Annotated in this window: 17 protein-coding genes; 8 read left to right on the top strand and 9 right to left on the bottom strand. The window is 61.7% G+C overall.

All coding sequences use genetic code 11. The annotated features are described in order from the left end of the window. Positions 1 to 6 precede the first annotated feature (6 nt). From AC1DYF_RS29330 to AC1DYF_RS29305, 6 genes are all read right to left on the bottom strand, one after another. Complete coding sequence (locus tag AC1DYF_RS29330) at positions 7 to 825, bottom strand: helix-turn-helix transcriptional regulator (protein WP_477880992.1); 819 nt, start codon at positions 823 to 825, stop codon at positions 7 to 9. Between the two features lie 67 nt (positions 826 to 892). Beyond that, positions 893 to 2,245, bottom strand: coding sequence for an LLM class flavin-dependent oxidoreductase (locus tag AC1DYF_RS29325; protein WP_477880990.1), 1,353 nt, complete (start codon positions 2,243 to 2,245; stop codon positions 893 to 895). A gap of 31 nt (positions 2,246 to 2,276) precedes the next feature. Beyond that, complete coding sequence (locus AC1DYF_RS29320; protein WP_477880989.1) at positions 2,277 to 3,047, bottom strand: ABC transporter ATP-binding protein; 771 nt, start codon at positions 3,045 to 3,047, stop codon at positions 2,277 to 2,279. Between the two features lie 11 nt (positions 3,048 to 3,058). Next, positions 3,059 to 4,066 (bottom strand): ABC transporter substrate-binding protein, encoded by a 1,008-nt coding sequence (locus AC1DYF_RS29315; RefSeq protein WP_477880987.1) that lies wholly within the window; start codon positions 4,064 to 4,066, stop codon positions 3,059 to 3,061. A gap of 53 nt (positions 4,067 to 4,119) precedes the next feature. Further along, positions 4,120 to 4,965: an ABC transporter permease gene (locus AC1DYF_RS29310; RefSeq protein WP_477880985.1), complete on the bottom strand. Its 846-nt coding sequence runs from the start codon at positions 4,963 to 4,965 to the stop codon at positions 4,120 to 4,122. Between the two features lie 27 nt (positions 4,966 to 4,992). Beyond that, positions 4,993 to 6,339: an LLM class flavin-dependent oxidoreductase gene (locus AC1DYF_RS29305; RefSeq protein ID WP_477880984.1), complete on the bottom strand. Its 1,347-nt coding sequence runs from the start codon at positions 6,337 to 6,339 to the stop codon at positions 4,993 to 4,995. A 340-nt stretch (positions 6,340 to 6,679) separates the two neighbouring features. On the opposite strand from AC1DYF_RS29305, the gene AC1DYF_RS29300 reads away from it, so the two are divergent. Then, a complete protein-coding gene (locus tag AC1DYF_RS29300) occupies positions 6,680 to 7,264 on the top strand; it encodes a deoxynucleoside kinase (RefSeq protein ID WP_477880982.1) in 585 nt (194 codons plus the stop codon). A 72-nt stretch (positions 7,265 to 7,336) separates the two neighbouring features. Here the strand turns inward: AC1DYF_RS29300 and AC1DYF_RS29295 are convergent, their stop codons facing one another. Then, positions 7,337 to 8,239, bottom strand: a complete 903-nt coding sequence (locus tag AC1DYF_RS29295; protein ID WP_477880980.1) for a LysR substrate-binding domain-containing protein — start codon at positions 8,237 to 8,239, stop codon at positions 7,337 to 7,339. 107 nt (positions 8,240 to 8,346) lie between these two features. Here AC1DYF_RS29295 and AC1DYF_RS29290 point away from each other — a divergent pair, with 107 nt between their 5' ends. From AC1DYF_RS29290 to AC1DYF_RS29280, 3 genes are read left to right on the top strand one after another with little or no spacing between them, the layout of a single operon-like run. Next, positions 8,347 to 8,748 carry a tautomerase family protein gene (locus tag AC1DYF_RS29290; RefSeq protein WP_477880978.1) on the top strand — a complete coding sequence of 134 codons (402 nt, stop codon included), beginning with the start codon at positions 8,347 to 8,349 and terminating at the stop codon, positions 8,746 to 8,748. Then, a complete protein-coding gene (locus tag AC1DYF_RS29285; RefSeq protein WP_477880977.1) occupies positions 8,745 to 9,179 on the top strand; it encodes a cupin domain-containing protein in 435 nt (144 codons plus the stop codon). The genes AC1DYF_RS29290 and AC1DYF_RS29285 overlap by 4 nt, the downstream gene beginning before the upstream one ends. Beyond that, positions 9,176 to 9,730, top strand: coding sequence for a DUF4865 family protein (locus AC1DYF_RS29280; RefSeq protein WP_477880975.1), 555 nt, complete (start codon positions 9,176 to 9,178; stop codon positions 9,728 to 9,730). Before AC1DYF_RS29285 ends, AC1DYF_RS29280 begins: the two co-directional genes overlap by 4 nt. A gap of 89 nt (positions 9,731 to 9,819) precedes the next feature. Here AC1DYF_RS29280 and AC1DYF_RS29275 read toward each other — a convergent pair whose 3' ends face one another. Together AC1DYF_RS29275 and AC1DYF_RS29270 are read right to left on the bottom strand one after the other, a co-directional pair. Next, complete coding sequence (locus tag AC1DYF_RS29275; RefSeq protein WP_477880974.1) at positions 9,820 to 10,575, bottom strand: alpha/beta hydrolase; 756 nt, start codon at positions 10,573 to 10,575, stop codon at positions 9,820 to 9,822. 56 nt (positions 10,576 to 10,631) lie between these two features. After that, positions 10,632 to 12,398, bottom strand: coding sequence for a cytochrome c biogenesis protein DipZ (locus tag AC1DYF_RS29270; protein WP_477880973.1), 1,767 nt, complete (start codon positions 12,396 to 12,398; stop codon positions 10,632 to 10,634). A gap of 243 nt (positions 12,399 to 12,641) precedes the next feature. Here AC1DYF_RS29270 and AC1DYF_RS29265 point away from each other — a divergent pair, with 243 nt between their 5' ends. The 4 genes from AC1DYF_RS29265 to AC1DYF_RS29250 all read left to right on the top strand — a co-directional run bounded on the left by AC1DYF_RS29265 (position 12,642) and on the right by AC1DYF_RS29250 (position 16,462). Further along, complete coding sequence (locus tag AC1DYF_RS29265) at positions 12,642 to 13,694, top strand: alpha/beta fold hydrolase (protein ID WP_477880971.1); 1,053 nt, start codon at positions 12,642 to 12,644, stop codon at positions 13,692 to 13,694. Between the two features lie 115 nt (positions 13,695 to 13,809). Continuing rightward, positions 13,810 to 14,550: a response regulator gene (locus AC1DYF_RS29260; protein WP_477880970.1), complete on the top strand. Its 741-nt coding sequence runs from the start codon at positions 13,810 to 13,812 to the stop codon at positions 14,548 to 14,550. After that, on the top strand, positions 14,547 to 15,869 hold the full coding sequence (locus AC1DYF_RS29255) for an ATP-binding protein (RefSeq protein ID WP_477880968.1): 1,323 nt from the start codon (positions 14,547 to 14,549) through the stop codon (positions 15,867 to 15,869). Before AC1DYF_RS29260 ends, AC1DYF_RS29255 begins: the two co-directional genes overlap by 4 nt. A gap of 161 nt (positions 15,870 to 16,030) precedes the next feature. After that, on the top strand, positions 16,031 to 16,462 hold the full coding sequence (locus tag AC1DYF_RS29250) for an organic hydroperoxide resistance protein (protein WP_477880967.1): 432 nt from the start codon (positions 16,031 to 16,033) through the stop codon (positions 16,460 to 16,462). Positions 16,463 to 16,696 lie beyond the last annotated feature (234 nt).

Below are 16,696 nucleotides of genomic sequence, written 5' to 3'. Positions count from 1 at the left end.
TGAGTATCAGGATACCGCTCGCAAAAGCCCTGATGGTGTCACGCCGAGAACGCGCTTCATCATCCGCGCCATGTGACTTTGATGCGAAAACCCCGCCATCAGCGCGATTTCGCTGAGGGGGAACCGTCCCGCAATGATCAAAGCCTTTGCCCGCTCGACCCGCTGGCGGATGATATATTGATGCACGGAAAGGCCGAACGACCGGGGGAAAAGCGCCTTGAGATGCGAGACGCTGACGCCTGCCACGCGTGCTAGTTGCTCCAGCGACAGATCCTGTTCCAGATGGCTTTCGACGAACTCGACCATTCGACGCCGCTGCCCAGATGTGAGCGTCTGCCCGCCGGGGATGTTCGCCGTGATGGCTTCGCTTCCGATCAGCTGCAGCGCCAAGGCCCTGGCCAGGCTTTCCGCAATCAGATTGTCGTGGCGTCCGGCCGGGTCGGACTGTGCCTCGAGCGCAAGCGCAATGTGCTCGATCCGGGCATTCCTGTGCTGAAATTTCGGTTTCAGCCTGACGCGAGCCGGATCGAGATCCAGATCCTCCGCAGCCCGATGCAGGAGTGCCGGGGTCAGCCATAGCCGCAGGATCGTGCACTCGCCATCATCTTCCCATTCGCCGTCCAACCCTGCCGGCACGATATCGATATCGCCATGCGACTGGACACGGATATGCCGCTGGTCATCGCAGCGGCACGAGGCATTGACTGGCCTGCCAAGATGAATGCCGAGGCGGTGATAGGGCGTCGCCGGAATAAAGTGGGCGCCCGGCGCAATCGTCCATCGCTGAACTCTGATACCTGTCGTTTCCAGCCACGCATCCGACATGAAATTACCTGTTCGTCCGGCATTACGGACGCCCAGCCTATCAGATCGTCGTTCTAAAAGCGCGCTGCTATTCTGCCGCCAGGGCATGGGCAGGGATTTTGGGGGCGGGGCGCTTCAGGCCGAGATGCTCGCGCAGTGTCGAACCCTGATATTCGCTGCGGAACAGGCCGCGACGACGCAGTTCCGSCAGGACGAGTTCGACAAAGTCAGTGAGTCCCCAAGGCAGAACCGGCGACATGATGTTGAAGCCATCTGCACCATAATTGACGAAGCGCTCTTCGAGTTGATCCGAAATCTCCTCCGCGGTACCAACCACCTGCCAGTGGCCACGTGCTCCGGCGACACGCTGGTAGAGTTGCCGGAGAGTCAGATTTTCTCGGGCGGCGAGTTCAAGGAAAAGCGCTCGGCGGCTCTTGCCACCCTCGGTCTCGGGCAGCTGCGAAATCAGCGCATCGATAGGAAGCGTGCGGACTTCTTCGACGCCGGCGAGTTCCGCCAGCATGTCGAGGCCTACCGATGGCTCGAGCAAGGCCTGCAGCGACTCGAACTTGTCGTCAGCTTCCTGCCGCGTCCGGCCGACAACGGGAAATACACCCGGCAGGATCTTGACGTCGTCCGTCGACCGGCCGTGTTTTGCCAGCCGGCCCTTGAGGTCGCCATAGAAGGCAACCGAACTTTCGAGCGTCTGCTGAGCGGTGAAGATCGCTTCGGCTGTGCGCGCGGCAAGCTCCTTGCCCGGCTCGGACGATCCGGCCTGCACCACGACCGGATGACCTTGTGGCGCACGAGCAATATTCAACGGTCCCCGCACCTGGAAGAAGGCGCCGCGATGGTCGAGGCGGCGCACTTTCTCGGGATGGAAATAGACGCCGCTTTCCCTGTCGCGCAGAAAGGTGTCGTCATCGGTCGTGTCCCAGAGACCGGTCACGACGTCGACGAATTCTTCCGCACGCTCATAGCGGTCGGCATGGGCGATGATCGCATCACGGCTGAAATTGTATGCCGAACCGGGATCGGCTGATGTCACGAGATTCCAGCCGGCCCGGCCACCCGAGAGGTGATCGAGCGAAGCGAACTGTCGGGCGAGATTGTAGGGATCGGAGAAGCTGGTCGATGCCGTCGCAACCAATCCGATGCGGCTGGTCACGGCAGAGAGCGCCGACAGCAGCGTGATCGGCTCGAATGGGTAGAATCCCGAATGCGCCTTGCGGCTCGCGGCATCGATATTCTGCCCGCGGACATTAACCCCGTCGGCCAAGAACACCGCGTCGAACTTGGCGTCTTCCGCGATCCGGGCAAACTGGGCGAAATCCTGGAAACGCGTGCTGTCGGAGGCGCCGGGATGCCGCCATGCGGCGACATGATGGCCGGTAAACAAGAGGAAGGCGCCGAGGCTCATCTGTTCGTCGCGCTTGGCCATTTTCTACTCCTTTGCATTCTGCAGCTGGATGTCAGTGCAGCCCGAATTCGTTCAACAATTGTTCGCGGAACCTGACGAAGCGTGCCTCGCTGCGGTTGCGCGGACGCGGCAGGTCGATGTCGATTTCGCGGGTCCGGCCGCCCTTCTCCTTGGAGAGGATCAGCACCCGGTCAGCGAGGAAGACCGCTTCTTCGAGGTCGTGGGTGACGAGGATCATCGTCACCTTCTCCTCCCGCCAGATGCGGGAAAGCTCTTCCTGCATGGTGATCTTGGTCATGGCATCGAGCGCGCCGAAAGGCTCGTCGAGAAGCAGGATTTCCGGCTTGACCGCGAGCGCCCTGGCAATGCCGACCCGCTGGGCCATGCCGCCCGAAAGCTGTGACGGCAGGGCTTCGGTGAACTCGGAGAGCCCGACGAGTTCGACATAGTGCTCCGCCCGCTTGCGCGCCTCCGCTTTGCCCAGCCCGCGATTCTGCAGCGGAAAGGCGACATTGTCGAGCACAGTGAGCCACGGCAGCAGCCGCGGCTCCTGGAAAATCACGGCGCGGTCCGTGCCCACGCCGCGGACAGGCTGGCCGTCGATCAACACATCGCCCCGATCAGCCTCTTCGAGCCCGGCAAGTACCCTGAGCAGCGTCGTCTTGCCGGAGCCGGAGGCGCCCACGACCGCAAGGCTCTCGCCAGCGCGAATATGGTTGCTGACTGCCTGCAGCACGCTCAGATGCCGGCCATTGATCGAAAAGGATTTCGAGAGATTGCGGATCGTCACCTCTCCGCGCGTGGTGAGTTCAGCGACAGCCATCGGTCTCGTCCTCAGTTGCTCGCGGTGGAGAATTTCGCCGGGTCATAAAGAATATCCTCGGCCTTGAGCTGGCCGGGCTTCAGCACGCCATCGCGCGCGAGAATGTCGATCCAGAACTGCAGATCGCGCGGCACGGCCTTGCCGCCTTCACGCACGCCGTAACCGGTGAAATATTGCGCAATAGCGGCATTCTCGTTGCGAGAGGCAAGGACCTTAGCGATTACCTTCTTGGTCTCTTCGGGATGGAGCCGGGCATATTCGAGCGCTGCCTGCGACTTCTCGACAAAGATCCTCGCTGCCTGCGGATGCTCCTTGATCCAGTCACGGCGCATGACTGTGAAACCGCCGGCAATCTCGCCGAGCACGTCGGTATCGCCAAAAATCTTCTGCATCGGCCCGTTCTTCAGCGCCGCGCCCTCAAACGTCTTCTGCCAATAGCCGAACGCGGAAATGTCGACCTGCTTCGAGCGCAACACCTGTTCGAGCTGCGGACCCGGCACGACGACGAGCTTGGCGGCGTTCTCCGGCAGGCCAACCGAGTGGAGCGCCTCACGCACTGTATAGTCGAGATGGGCGCCGAGCGTGTTGACGGCGATCGTCTTGCCGGCGATGTCCTTGATCGATTTGATCGGGCTGCCCGGGAGCGTGTAGAAAATGCTCTCTGTCTGCTTGTTGATGCCGTTTGAAGCATAGACGGCGACGAAATCATTACCGCCGGCGATGGAATTCAGCACGGCCGCCGTTGCAGCACCGCCAAGCTCGACATCGCCCGAAGCCAGAGCAAACAGCGATGCCGGGCCGCCCTGGGCATAGCCGACATCCTTGAGTGTAATGCCCGTGCCCTTGAAATAGCCGAGTGCATCGGCGAGTTCGTGGGCAGAGAGACCGCCCTGGCTGGCGAGATAGCGGATCGTCACCTGCTCCTGCTCGGCGGCAAAAGCGAGACTGGCGGGAGCGGCCAGGAAGAGGCCGGCAGCGAGCGCGGCCGCGCGGCCGAAGGTACGGCGGGAAATCGTCATCTTGAACTCCGTTGTTTGATGGGTTGAGTTGCGCCTCGGTACGAGCCGGGCGTTCAGTCCTTGACGCTCGACCAGCGGCAGAGCCGGGCCTGGAGCCGCTGCAGGACGAAATTGGCCGCCAGTCCGAGAAGCGCCAGCAGCAGGATTGCCGCATACATCAGCGGGATCTGGAAATTGTATTGGGCGTTCATCACCTGGAAGCCGACGCCGGAATTCGCACCGATCATCTCCGCCGCGATCAGCAAGAGCAATGATGTCGTCGCGCTGAGCCGCAGGCCGACGAAGATCTGCGGCAGCGCGGCGGGCAGCACGACGCGACGGAACACGGTGAGCCGCCGGGCACCATAGACACGCGCCATTTCAATGAGCTTCGGATCGACCTGCTTGACCCCGCCAATGGTGGAGAGAAGGATCGGAAACAGCGTCGCCCAGAAGATCACGAAGATTTTCGAGGTCTCGCCGAGGCCGAGGAACAGGATGAACACCGGATAGAGCGCGAGTGCCGAGGTCTGGCGGAAAAGTTGCAGGATCGGATCGAGGCTGCGCTCGATGACCCGCATCTGCCCCATGAACAGGCCGAGCGGGATGCCGAACCCGATAGCAGCGCCATATGCGATCCCCGCCCGCTGCAAGCTGATCGCAATGTCGCTGGCGAAGGTGCCGGTTGTGACGCCGTTCCAAAGTGCGATCAGGATGGCGTGCAGTGGCGAAAACACCGCCGGATTCACCCAGCGAAGCAGAGGCGCCACCTCCCAGAGCAGCGCAAAGGCGATGAGCAATCCATAGCGGGACAAAAAATTGCCGAGGATCGCCAGCGCATTCCTGACTAGGCCACTGAACCAGAACGGCGTTGCGCCATAGCCTGGCAGGATGACTTGCTGTTCGGTCTCGATTGCCATGCACTTTCCTCCGTTTGAGGGTGTCGATTACTCGGCAGCTTCAGTATAGGCGGTGCGCCAGCGGGTCTCGGGAAAGGGCAGGCCAAGATTTTGCCTGAGTGTCGTGCCCTCATAGGCGGTGCGGAACAGGCCGCGGCGCTGCAGTTCGGGAATGACCAGATCGACGAAGTCGTTGAGACCGGTGGGGAGCCAGGGCGGCAGGATATTGAATCCGTCGGCGCCCTCGTTCTCGAACCATTCCTGCAGCATGTCGGCAATCTCCACAGCAGAACCGACAATGGTGAAATGGCCGCGCGCCGAGGCGATCCACTGATAGAGCTGCCGGATGGAGAAATTGTTTTCGTCGGCGATGCGGCGGATCAGCTCCTGACGGCTCTTCATACCTTCCGTCGGCGGTGCGGGCGGCAACGGGCCATCGAGATCGGCGCCGGCAAGATCGAGCTCACCGCCGCTCAATCCATTGATCAGCGCCAGTCCGTCCTCCTCAATGATGAGGCTCGTCAGGCGCTCATATTTCTCGCGCGCTTCCGCCGTTGTGCGCCCGACGAATGGCGAGACGCCAGGCATGACCAGAACATGCGACGGATCGCGGCCGAGGCCGCGCGCACGCGCCTTGATGTCGCGATAGAATTCCCGCGCGGTGTCGAGCTTCTGATGCGCCGTGAAGATCACTTCGGCGGTTGCCGCGGCGAGGCCGCGCCCATCGTCCGATTGTCCCGCTTGGACGATGACAGGATGGCCCTGCGGCGAACGCGGCACATTCAGCGGGCCTTCCACGAAAAAATGCTCGCCGCGATGGTCTGTACGATGCACCTTGTCCACGTCGAAATAGACGCCGCTGTCGCGATCGCGGAGGAATGCATCGTCCTCGAAACTTTCCCAGAGCTTCTTGACGACGTCGACATGTTCGGCGGCCCGCCTGTATCGGGCTGCATGCGGCAATTGCTGTTCGCGATTGAAGTTCCGCGCCGCAGAGTCCGTCGCCGTGGTGACGACATTCCAGCCGGCACGACCGCCGGAGATCAGGTCGAGCGAGGCGAATTTGCGCGCGACGGAATAGGGCTCCTCGTAGGTGGTCGACGAGGTCGCGATGAAACCGAGATTTTTGGTGAACGGCGCCAGCGCTGAAAACAGCGTGACCGGTTCGAAGCCCACCACCCGCGCATTGCCGCCCTCGATGCCGCCGCCGAAGGCGACCGCCAGCCCATCGGCCAGGAAATAGGCGTCGAAGAGACCGCGTTCTGCCGCCTGCGCCAGTTCGACATGGAATTTGAAATTCGTCGCCCCATCGACCGGTTGGTCGGGATGGCGCCAGGATGCAATATGCTGGCCGCCGCCGGGAAGGAATGCGCCGAGCTTGATCTGTCTCTTCATCAACGACCTCCATATGCTGACCACTGGACGTCCGCCTCGATCGAAGCAGGCATTCGCAATCTACACAGGAAGACTGTCATATAAAACACTAATTTTATAGATTTTATTTTTTAAGTGATTTTTAAAATTGCAGGAGGTTTTTCTAATCATTTACGGAATTGAGGCATGGGCGGCTAAACCGAATGACATAATCGAAACGAGGAAGCGGCCTTCCCCTACACATCAAGGCGGGGTTCCAAGGGTCTCGCTGGACATCGACAGGCTCTCCCATCTCTTGCCGGGCATCGGCCGGAATGATAACCCCTCATGCAATTCATTTTGCTGGCGATGTTAGGCGGGCATGTTCATCGCATTCGAAGGTCCTATCGGCGTAGGAAAGACAACCCTGGCGGAGGGGCTCTCGAATCGGCTCGGTGCGCGTTTTTTCGCCGACCCGATCGAGAAGGTCAGCCGCTTCCTGACGGTCGCGAGCAAGGATGCCCTGGCCACAGAGATGGAATTCCTGTTTCATCGCCTGCGCCAGCTTGGCGATATGAAACGGGCGCTGGAACAGTCAAACCAGCTCATCGTCGCCGACTGGGATTTGCACAAGATAGAATATTTCGGCCGCGCCAATCTCAATGCGTCCGACTTCAAGATCCTGAGGGAATTCGCCCACCTGGCAGGGGCCGAAACACCTCGGCCAGACATGCTGATCATCGTCGAGGCTCCCGACGGCATCGTTCTCGAACGGATCAAGCGGCGGGGCCGTAGCTACGAGCAGGAAATCACGCCACACCAGATCGACGAGATGGCTTCACGGTTCGAAAAGATCGCCGTATCCGTGGAACGTGACAGCAAAGTCCGCGTGGTTCGGTTTGAAAACGCCGATGGCATAGAGGCAAGCGTCGACAAGCTCGTCTCGCGGATACAGCCTCTCCGCTGAACATCCATTGACGCGGCCTTGATATGCAACTTTGCGTCAGGCACCACACTTGCAATGGCACTCACTTCGGAATCAGTGCCGAAGCCATTCCTGCGGCAGCGTCTCGTTGAGCGACTGGCGGATGATGGAAGCAAGATGTTCGGCAATCGGGCTGACCTCTTTGCTCGGTCGGTGAAGCACCAATCCAAGCGACGATAATTTCGGCAGGCCGTGAAGAGCGGGTTCGAGCAATCGCACCGATGATGGCTTGCCGACGGATGTGCGGAGCGCGATGCCCAATCCCGCAGCGGTCGCCGCCCATAGGCCGCCGAGACTGGGACTGACGAAGGCGATGCGCCAGGGGATGCCCGCCCGGTCGAGCACGTTGCAGGCAATGGTGCGCAACATGCAGGGCGCTTCCAATGCCACGAGCGGCAATAGCTCCCCACTTGCGCAGCTCCACGCCACGTCGTTGTCGGCCGATCCCAGCCAAGCGAGCGGCAGTGCCGCGAGGGGCTGCGCCGTCGACGATAGGCTTCCGTCGTCCCATGCCAGCGCGAGGTCGAGCTGGCCGGATGCGATCTTCTCGATCAATTCGGCATTGCGGGCGATCCGGCCTTCGATCTTCACCTTCGGGTGGGCGCGGGCGAAACGGCCGAGGACGCGCGGCAGCACGGTTTCACCGAAATCCTCCTGCAGGCCGAGCCTTATCCAGCCCTCCAGCTCGACGCCGCGCACGGCGTTGATCGCCTGGTCGTTGAGGTCGAGCATGCGCCTTGCATAGGCGAGCAGCACCTCGCCGCCATCCGTCAGCGCCAGTCCGCGGCCGGATTTACGAACCAGCGACACAGCCGCCTGCATCTCCAGTTTCTTGAGTTGCGCACTCACAGCCGATGTCGACCGGCCGAGACGATCCGCCGCCCGCGCGAACGAACCCGTGTCCATGCCGGTCACGAAGCTGCGCAGCGCATCCATATCGAGATTTGTCAGGCGCATGATATTCATCCCGAAAATCAGGATTTACAGTCCTGAATTATCCGATTTTCAGAATGATCATGTCGCGTCAAAATGGGCCTGTCAATCATGCTCAAGGGAGAAAAACCATGCCCTTTGCCCGCATCTCGCTCCTGGCCGGCAAGAGCCGGGATTATCTCAAGTCGGTGACCGACAGTCTTGATCGCGCGCTCGTCGAATGCTTCGACGTGCCGGAGCACGATCATTTTGTTGCGATCCACCAGCATCAGCCGGAGGAATTGATCTTCGACCGCAACTATCGCGGCGGTCCCCGTTCCGACAATTTCATCCTTTTCCACATCACCACCGGCAAAGCGCGGACCGACGAGACCAAGCGCCGCTTTTATCGCCGGCTTGTCGATCTTCTGGCCGCGGCGCCCGGCATTCGGCTGGAGGATGTCATGGTCATAATCGCCAACTCGACTTTCGAGGATTGGTCCTTCGCCTCGGGCGTCTCGGCTGCTCAACCGGGGGAGGGGAGGGGCGCATGAGCAATCCGTTCGAGATGGCGGATGCCTGCCCGCCGGCCATGACAATCAAGCGCGCCGGCAGTGACATCGTCCGCGCACCGGATGGCGTGGCAACGGCACCGTTTCTCGTCCAGATGCTGCTATCGAGCAGAAGGGAAGGGGAGATGACGGCGATGCGCGCCTTTGTCGAACCGGGTACGATCACCCATTGGCACACGCATCCGCGGGGTCAGCTGCTGTTCGTGCTCGACGGGATCGGCCTGGTCCAGCGCGATGGCGGCGAGGTGACGGAGGTGCACGCCGGCGATAGCATCTGGTTCGCGCCAGAAGAGCGTCATTGGCACGGCGCGAGCCCAAAAAGCCCGTTCAGCTATGTCAGCATCCAACCCGTAAAGGATGGGACAGCGGTCCATTGGCTGGAACCCGTCGAAGAGATCGGAGGACAATCATGATTGCCATGCAATACAGCATCGCCTTGCCCGCGGATTATGACATGACCATCATCGACCGCCGCATCCGTGACAAGGGACCGGCGCTCGATGGTTTCCCGCATCTCCGCTTCAAGGCCTATCTCACTGCCCGGAAGCGGGACGGCGCTCTTGCCAGCTCTGAAAATCTTTATGCGCCGTTCTATCTCTGGGACCAGCCGGAAGGCATGAACGATTTCCTTTGCGGGCCGGGTTTTGCGGTCCTGTCGGGGGATTTCGGATGGCCGGTCGTGCGGACCTGGTCGGTCTGGCGTGCAGAACTCGGCGCGGATTTGCGAGCGGCGAAATTCGCAACCCGCCGGGAGATTCCGATAAAACCACATGCCGATCTGGCCGCACTTCGACAGCAAGCAGAGGGAGAAGCCCGGGAGGCTGCCGATCGGGGCGCCGTAGCAGCGGTCGCCGCCTTCGATCCTACCGCTTGGACAATGGTGCAGTTTCGTCTTTGGCAGACCCTGCCGAAGACAGAGGGCAGCGCACAAAGCTATTGCGTGGGATATGTCGCGCTGCCCTGACCCGCGCCGACTGAATAATATGGAAGCGGCCCCGGCGGCCCAAATATTGAGGCGCCGGGGCAGTGCATGAACAGCGGCGGGTAGCCGGCTTACTTTTCAGCGGTCTTCGCTGCTTCAACAATGACATCCGCCACCTTCTGCGGCTGTGACGTGAAGACGGCATGGCTAGCCTTGATCTCCGTCACTTTGCTGCCGGCGCGCTTGGCCATTGTGCGTTCGAGGTCCGGATTGATCGAGCGGTCCTCGGTCGCCACGATCGCCCAGCTCTTCTTCGTCCGCCAGGCAGGATCGCCGACCTTGGCCGAGAAGGCATCGACCGAAGCGAAGACCTGTGAATTCGCCAGGAAGGCAGCCTCGTCCTTGGGCAGGTCGGCGGCAAAATCCTGGGCGAAGGCGGCGGGGTCGAGATAGAGATATTTGCCGTCCTTGGTTTGCTTGATGCTCTTGCCGGCCGCCGGCTTGGTGCCGGCAAGCGCGGCCAGGCTCTCACCCTTCTCCGGTTCGAAGGCCGCGACATAGACAAGGCCAGCTACTTTGGGGTCCTTGCCCGCCTCGGTGATCACCATGCCGCCATAGCTATGGCCGACAAGCAGCGCCGGGCCATCCTGCAGGTCGAGCACGCGCTTGGTCGCGGCAACGTCATCGGCCAGCGACGTGATCGGCTCCTGGACGACAGTGACGTTATAGCCGCGCTTTTCGAGAATCTCGGTCGCCTTGCGCCAGCCGGAACCGTCGGCCAGCGCACCATGGACGATGACTATGTTCTTGATCTCCGCCGCCTGGGCTGCAAAGGCGATGGCGCTGGTGAAAAAGGCGAGTGCGAAGGTCGAGAGGATCTTGGACATGGACGTGCTCCTTTGCTTGGATTTAAGTTGGATTGCTGCCGGTATTGACCGATCTGTCAGCCGAAGGTGAAGGCGTAGGCTTCGACACCGGGGTCGAGGAACTGGATTTCGAAATTGCGGGCCTGGACGTCACCGGCTTGGCGGACGAGCTGATAGAGCCGTGTCGCGGTCACCGTGCCAAAACCCTGGGCGTCCGTATCAGCGCCATGATTTTCGCCGGGCGCCTTGCCGTCCATGGTCACCCGGAAGCGGATCGGCTTGCCGTTCGAGCCCGGACCGAGGACCAGATGCAGGTCGCGGGCGCTGAAGCGGTAACGGATCGCGCCATTGGCCTTGTCGAGATCCGCTTTTTCCGCCCCGATCGTCCAGGTGCCGGAGAGGCCCCATTCGTTCAAGCCCGGCTCGGCGATCGAATAATCGCGCGCTGCATCCGCCTGGACGTTTTCCGGCGAGGCAAAGCCCGTCGCCTTGCCATAGCCGATATAGGTCTCGCCGGAGCGGACATCGGCGAAATCGGGCGCGGCTTCGAAGCCCCCGGCATTCGGGTCGACGGGGGCGTTAACCTGCATCTTGCCGCCGGATTCATGCAACAGGTCCTGGATCGCCTGTTCTGTCTCAGCATAATTGCCTTCGCCGAAATTGTGGTAGCGGATGCGACCCTTGGCATCGATCAGATAATGCGCCGGCCAGTAGTTGTTATCGAAGGCGCGCCAGATGCGGTAATCGTTGTCGATGGCCACCGGATAGCCGATTTTGAAATCGGCAATCGCCTTGCGAACATTGTCGACATTCTTCTCGAAGGCGAATTCCGGGGCATGGACGCCGATCACGACGAGGCCTTGATCCGCATACTTTTCCGCCCAGGCTTTGACATAGGGAATGGTACGGATGCAGTTGATGCAGGAATAGGTCCAGAAATCGACGAGCACGACCTTGCCCTTCAATTGAGCCTGCGTCAGGGGCTTGGAATTTAGCCAGGTCACGGCACCATTGAGCGAAGGAGCGATGCCTTCCACCGGCAGCTCACTGACGAAGGGAGCCTTCGGGTCGGTTGAGCCGATCATCCGGTCATTGCTGGCAACGTCGGAAGCATGCGGGCGGCTGGTATTGAACCGGTCGAGCACCGCCTGTTCGAAGGACGACGTGCTGGTGTAGGAGAGCCGGGCGAGCAGGCCGGTGTCGAGACCGGTCGCGACCACCGCCACGCCGGCCAGCACCGCAACACCGAGGCCCTGGCGAATGCGTTCACTGACATTGAGCGAGCGCTTCATAGCGGAAAACACCTTGCCGCCGACGAGAAGGGCGATGGCGAGCGAACTCGCCGCGCCGGCAGCATAGGCAAGCAGCAGCAAGGTCGTACCCAGATTGGCGCCTTGCAGCGCAGCACCCGTCAGCACCAGACCGAGGATCGGGCCGGCGCAGGGCGCCCAGAGCAGGCCAGTCGCCACGCCAAGGATGAACGAGCTCGCGACAGTGGGCGCTGCCGCAGTGCCGGCGGCGCGGGTCAGCCGGTTGCCGAATTCGACGACCGGCCGCGACAGCCAGCTCGAAACCTGAGGCGACAGCAGGCTGAGGCCGAACAGCGCCAGCAGCAGAAGTGCGGCGAAACGGCCATATTCATTGGCATGCAACGCCCAGCTGCCGCCGACCGCAGCAAGGGTGGCGACCCCGGCAAAGGTGATTGCCATGCCGACCAGCATCGGCAGAGTGCTTTTCGCAAAGTGCTGCCCCGCCCGGGCAAACACGAAGGGAAGGATGGGAAGAATGCAAGGGCTGAAAATCGTCAGCGCGCCGCCTAGATAGGCAATGACAATGAGCGTCATCATCGTTTCCTCTGAAACCGTTGATCGGGTTCTGGACGGCGATCGATCACCGCCATCAACGAGATGCATTTGGCGGCCGCCGCGTATCCCGGATGTGTCCGGCAACAGGGGGAAATGTAAGGGAATGTAGCAGGCTGAGGCTGAGGCTACAGTCTGATACAATTCAGCCCGCATCTGAAATATCGCCGATACATGCCGGCTGTTTTCTCCTCACCATGATCAACACCATTTGGAGAGAGACCAATGCCTGATGAAATCAACCTCGGACGCCGCCGCCTGTTCGGCATGGCCGCAATGACCGCCGTCGCCGTGGAGTTCGGCTTTGCCGACCCGGTTCGCGCAGCAACGCAGAAGCTCGCGGCAAACGCCACGCCGACCAAAAAGGCCGTCAGGCACACCTCCTTCGAATCGATGAAGAGCATCAAGGCCGGCGATCTCGAAATCGGCTATGCCGAGGCCGGCGCGGGCAACAAGCCGGTGGTCCTGCTGCTGCACGGCTGGCCCTACGACATCCATAGCTATGTCGATGTCGCCCCAATTCTTGCTTCTGCCGGCTATCGCGTCATCGTTCCCTATCTGCGCGGCTACGGCACCACCAGCTTCCTCTCAGCCAGCACACCGCGCAACGGCCAGCAATCGGCACTCGCTGCCGACATGATCGCGCTGATGGATGCGCTCGGCATCCAGAAGGCCGTCATCGGCGGTTATGACTGGGGCGCGCGTACTGCCGACATCATGGCGGCCCTCTGGCCGGAACGCTGCAAGGCGCTGGTTTCCGTCAGCGGCTATCTGATCGGCAGCCAGGAGATCAACAAGAAGCCGCTGCAGCCCAAGGCCGAACAAGCCTGGTGGTACCAGTTCTATTTCGCCACCGAGCGCGGCCGGCTGGGCTACCAGGAACATACTCACGACTTCGCCCGCCTGATCTGGGAGACGGCCTCGCCGACCTGGCATTTCGACGACGCGACCTTCCAGCGTTCGGCCACGGCCTTCGACAATCCCGATCATGTCGCCATCACCATCCATAACTATCGCTGGCGGCTCGGTCTGGTGGAAGGCGAAGCCCGCTTCGATGCGTTCGAGGAAAAGCTCGCCAAGGGCCCGCTGATTTCGATCCCGACGATCACGATGGAAGGCGACCAGAACGGCGCCCCGCATCCGGACCCCAAGGCCTATGCCGGCAAGTTCTCCGGCAAGTACCAGCACCGCACCATCACCGGTGGCATCGGCCACAACCTGCCGCAGGAAGCGCCGGAGGCCTTTGCCCAGGCGATCATCGACGTTGATCGGATGTAAGATAGAGCTCGAACGGCGCGACCCCGCGAAGCGGATTTGCGCTTCGCGGCCGTCGGCATTACCTCTATGCGGGTCGCCCGCCCATGTCAGACAGAGCAGAACCGAAAGCAGAAAAATGGAACATGTCGACCATGTCCTGATCGTCGACGACGATCGCGAAATCCGCGAACTGGTCTCCACTTACCTGACCAAGAACGGGCTCAAGACAACCGTCGCTGCTGACGGCCGCCAGATGCGCAAATTTTTGGAAGCCAACAGCGTCGACCTGATCGTGCTCGACGTGATGATGCCGGGCGATGACGGCCTGGTGCTCTGCCGCGAACTTCGCGCCGGCAAGCACAAGACGACGCCGATCTTGATGCTGACCGCCCGCAGCGACGAGATGGACCGGATCATCGGGCTCGAAATGGGCGCCGACGATTACCTGCCGAAACCATTTGCCGCGCGCGAACTGCTGGCGCGCATCAAGGCGGTGCTTCGCCGCACCCGCATGCTGCCGCCCAACCTGCAGATCACCGAAGCCGGCCAGATCCTGACATTCGGCGATTGGCGCCTAGATACGGTTGGCCGCCACCTGCTCGACAAAGAGGGCACCGAGGTCGCCCTGAGCGGCGCCGAATACCGGCTGCTGCGCGTCTTCATCGATCATCCGCAGCGGGTGCTCAACCGCGATCAGTTGCTCAACCTGACCCAGGGCCGCGACGCCGAAATCTTCGACCGCTCGATCGACCTGCTGGTCAGCCGGCTGCGGCAGCGGCTTGGCGACGACGCGCGCGAGTCCGCCTATATCAAGACGGTGCGCAGCGAAGGCTATGTCTTTGCCGTGCCGGTCGAAATCTCGGAGCCGAGGCAATGACGGCCGCCACTCTTCCCACGCCCATGCCGCTTTGGCCGAGCACAATCAGGGCTCGGCTTTTTATCATCCTGCTGGTCGGGCTGGCGATCGCCTACGGCCTGTCCTTCACCGTGCTGCTTGCCGAACGCTACATGTCGGCCAAGGAAGTGATGCTCAACACGCTGGAGACCGATGTCGCCACCTCGATTGCCGTGCTGGACCGGCTGCCGACCACTGAGCGCGCCGATCTGCTGGATCGGCTGAGCCGCGGCAATTATCACCTGGAACTCAGCAGTGGTCTGCCCGGCGTCCCAGACCTTTCGCCACATGGCAGGGAGATTGCCGCCAAGATCGAGGAAGCGGCGGGACATCAATTCCCGCTGACGATCGAATCCATCCCCGGCGACGGCAAGCGCATGCAGGCACATCTGAAATTGAGCGACGGCACGCCGCTGACCATCGACGTCACGCCGCGCGGCGTCATGCCGATCGCCGACTGGCTGCCTTACGTGCTGGCGATCCAGATGCTGCTTCTGGTGCTCTGCACCTGGTTCGCGGTCCGCCAGGCGATCCGGCCCTTGGCCGATCTTGCCGCCGCCGCCGATGCGCTTGATCCCAACAAGAAGACGGTGCCGCTGAGCGAAAAGGGGCCGAGCGAGGTCGCGCATGCCGCCCGCGCCTTCAACGCCATGCGCGACCGGATCACGCATTATCTCGAAGAGCGGGTGCAGATCCTTGCCGCGATCTCGCATGACCTGCAGACGCCAATCACCCGCATGCGGCTGCGCGCCGACATGGCCGACGACTCGCCAGAAAAGGACAAGCTCGTCCACGATCTCGGCGAGATCGAGCGGCTGGTGCAGGACGGCATCGCCTATGCCCGTAGCGCCCATGGCAATGCCGAAAAGGTGTCGCGCATCGATATCGCCTCCTTCGTCGAAAGCATGGCCTATGACTACCAGGACATGGGCAAAGCCGTCAGCGTCATCGGCACGGTCGAGAGCAAGGTGCAGACTAAGCCGCATGCCTTGCGGCGCATCCTGACGAACTTCATCGACAATGCGCTGAAATTTGCCGGCGCAGCCGAGATCAGCATGGAGCGCCGCGGCGAAACCGCTGTCGTCATCACGGTGATGGATCGCGGGCCGGGCATTCCGGACGACCAGCTGGAGGCCGCCATGCAGCCCTTCTACAGGGTCGAACAATCCCGCAACCGCGAGACCGGCGGCAGCGGCCTCGGCCTGGCGATCGCGCAGCAATTGGCCGCTGCCATCGGCGGTTCTGTGCGGCTGTACAATCGCGAGGGTGGCGGCCTTGCGGCGGAAGTCGTCATCCCGTGAGCTCATAAAACGCGGCAAATTGTATTGCCGCGTGTCGCATCCGGCCGCTGCTACGCTCTGATACAATTCTCCCGCTTTTGCACACATCCCGGATACGTCGATCCGTCAAAACCCACCTCGTCAAACACGTCGCGACTGCGACAAACAACGGAGTGACTATCATGACCAAGATCGACAAGGTTCTCTACACCGCTCACACCCACACCACCGGCGGTCGCGACGGCGCCTCGCAGAGCAGCGACGGCCAGCTCGACGTCAGGCTCTCGCCTCCCGGCAGCGCCCATGCCGGCACCAATCCGGAACAGCTGTTCGCCGCCGGCTGGTCGGCCTGCTTCATCGGTGCCATCGGCCTGGCCGCCGCCAAGCGCAAGGTCAAGCTGCCCGCCGATCTCGCCGTCGATGCCGAAGTGGATCTCGGCATGACCGACGGCGCCTATTTCCTCCAGGCGCGCCTCAATGTCAGCATGCCCGGCATTGAATCCGAGCTGGCACGGACCCTGGTCGAAGAAGCCCACCAGACCTGCCCCTATTCCAAGGCGACGCGCGGCAATATCAATGTCGAATTGAACGTTGTCGAATTGGCCGCTGCCTGAACACCTGAGTTTGCCCCTCGGGTCGGCTCGCCGCTCCCAAGCTAATGACGATGCGGCCTTGCGAAAAATGTTCGCAAGGCCGCTTTCGTTGTGCGCCCAGCATGGGCGCATTCTTGTGGGTGGAAGTCCCACCGTAAGCTGGTCATGGCGAGCGAAGAGAAGCGCAACTGCGGAAGGGCGACTGACCGTGGGGAGGAAGCGTGGATCGAACCTGCGGGCCGATGGACAAGAACC

The organism is Rhizobium sp. P2_G9 (assembly GCF_056403475.1).
The sequence above is the reverse complement of the archived record's forward strand: the minus strand, read 5'-3'. Positions and strand labels throughout refer to the sequence as shown.

Coding starts and splice junctions, on each gene's coding strand:
- AC1DYF_RS29330 (WP_477880992.1), bottom strand. CDS start 825: ATGTCGGATGCGTGGCTGGAAACGACAGGTATCAGAGTTCAGCGATGG.
- AC1DYF_RS29320 (WP_477880989.1), bottom strand. CDS start 3,047: ATGGCTGTCGCTGAACTCACCACGCGCGGAGAGGTGACGATCCGCAAT.
- AC1DYF_RS29315 (WP_477880987.1), bottom strand. CDS start 4,066: ATGACGATTTCCCGCCGTACCTTCGGCCGCGCGGCCGCGCTCGCTGCC.
- AC1DYF_RS29310 (WP_477880985.1), bottom strand. CDS start 4,965: ATGGCAATCGAGACCGAACAGCAAGTCATCCTGCCAGGCTATGGCGCA.
- AC1DYF_RS29305 (WP_477880984.1), bottom strand. CDS start 6,339: ATGAAGAGACAGATCAAGCTCGGCGCATTCCTTCCCGGCGGCGGCCAG.
- AC1DYF_RS29300 (WP_477880982.1), top strand. CDS start 6,680: ATGTTCATCGCATTCGAAGGTCCTATCGGCGTAGGAAAGACAACCCTG.
- AC1DYF_RS29295 (WP_477880980.1), bottom strand. CDS start 8,239: ATGCGCCTGACAAATCTCGATATGGATGCGCTGCGCAGCTTCGTGACC.
- AC1DYF_RS29290 (WP_477880978.1), top strand. CDS start 8,347: ATGCCCTTTGCCCGCATCTCGCTCCTGGCCGGCAAGAGCCGGGATTAT.
- AC1DYF_RS29285 (WP_477880977.1), top strand. CDS start 8,745: ATGAGCAATCCGTTCGAGATGGCGGATGCCTGCCCGCCGGCCATGACA.
- AC1DYF_RS29280 (WP_477880975.1), top strand. CDS start 9,176: ATGATTGCCATGCAATACAGCATCGCCTTGCCCGCGGATTATGACATG.
- AC1DYF_RS29275 (WP_477880974.1), bottom strand. CDS start 10,575: ATGTCCAAGATCCTCTCGACCTTCGCACTCGCCTTTTTCACCAGCGCC.
- AC1DYF_RS29270 (WP_477880973.1), bottom strand. CDS start 12,398: ATGACGCTCATTGTCATTGCCTATCTAGGCGGCGCGCTGACGATTTTC.
- AC1DYF_RS29265 (WP_477880971.1), top strand. CDS start 12,642: ATGCCTGATGAAATCAACCTCGGACGCCGCCGCCTGTTCGGCATGGCC.
- AC1DYF_RS29260 (WP_477880970.1), top strand. CDS start 13,810: ATGGAACATGTCGACCATGTCCTGATCGTCGACGACGATCGCGAAATC.
- AC1DYF_RS29255 (WP_477880968.1), top strand. CDS start 14,547: ATGACGGCCGCCACTCTTCCCACGCCCATGCCGCTTTGGCCGAGCACA.
- AC1DYF_RS29250 (WP_477880967.1), top strand. CDS start 16,031: ATGACCAAGATCGACAAGGTTCTCTACACCGCTCACACCCACACCACC.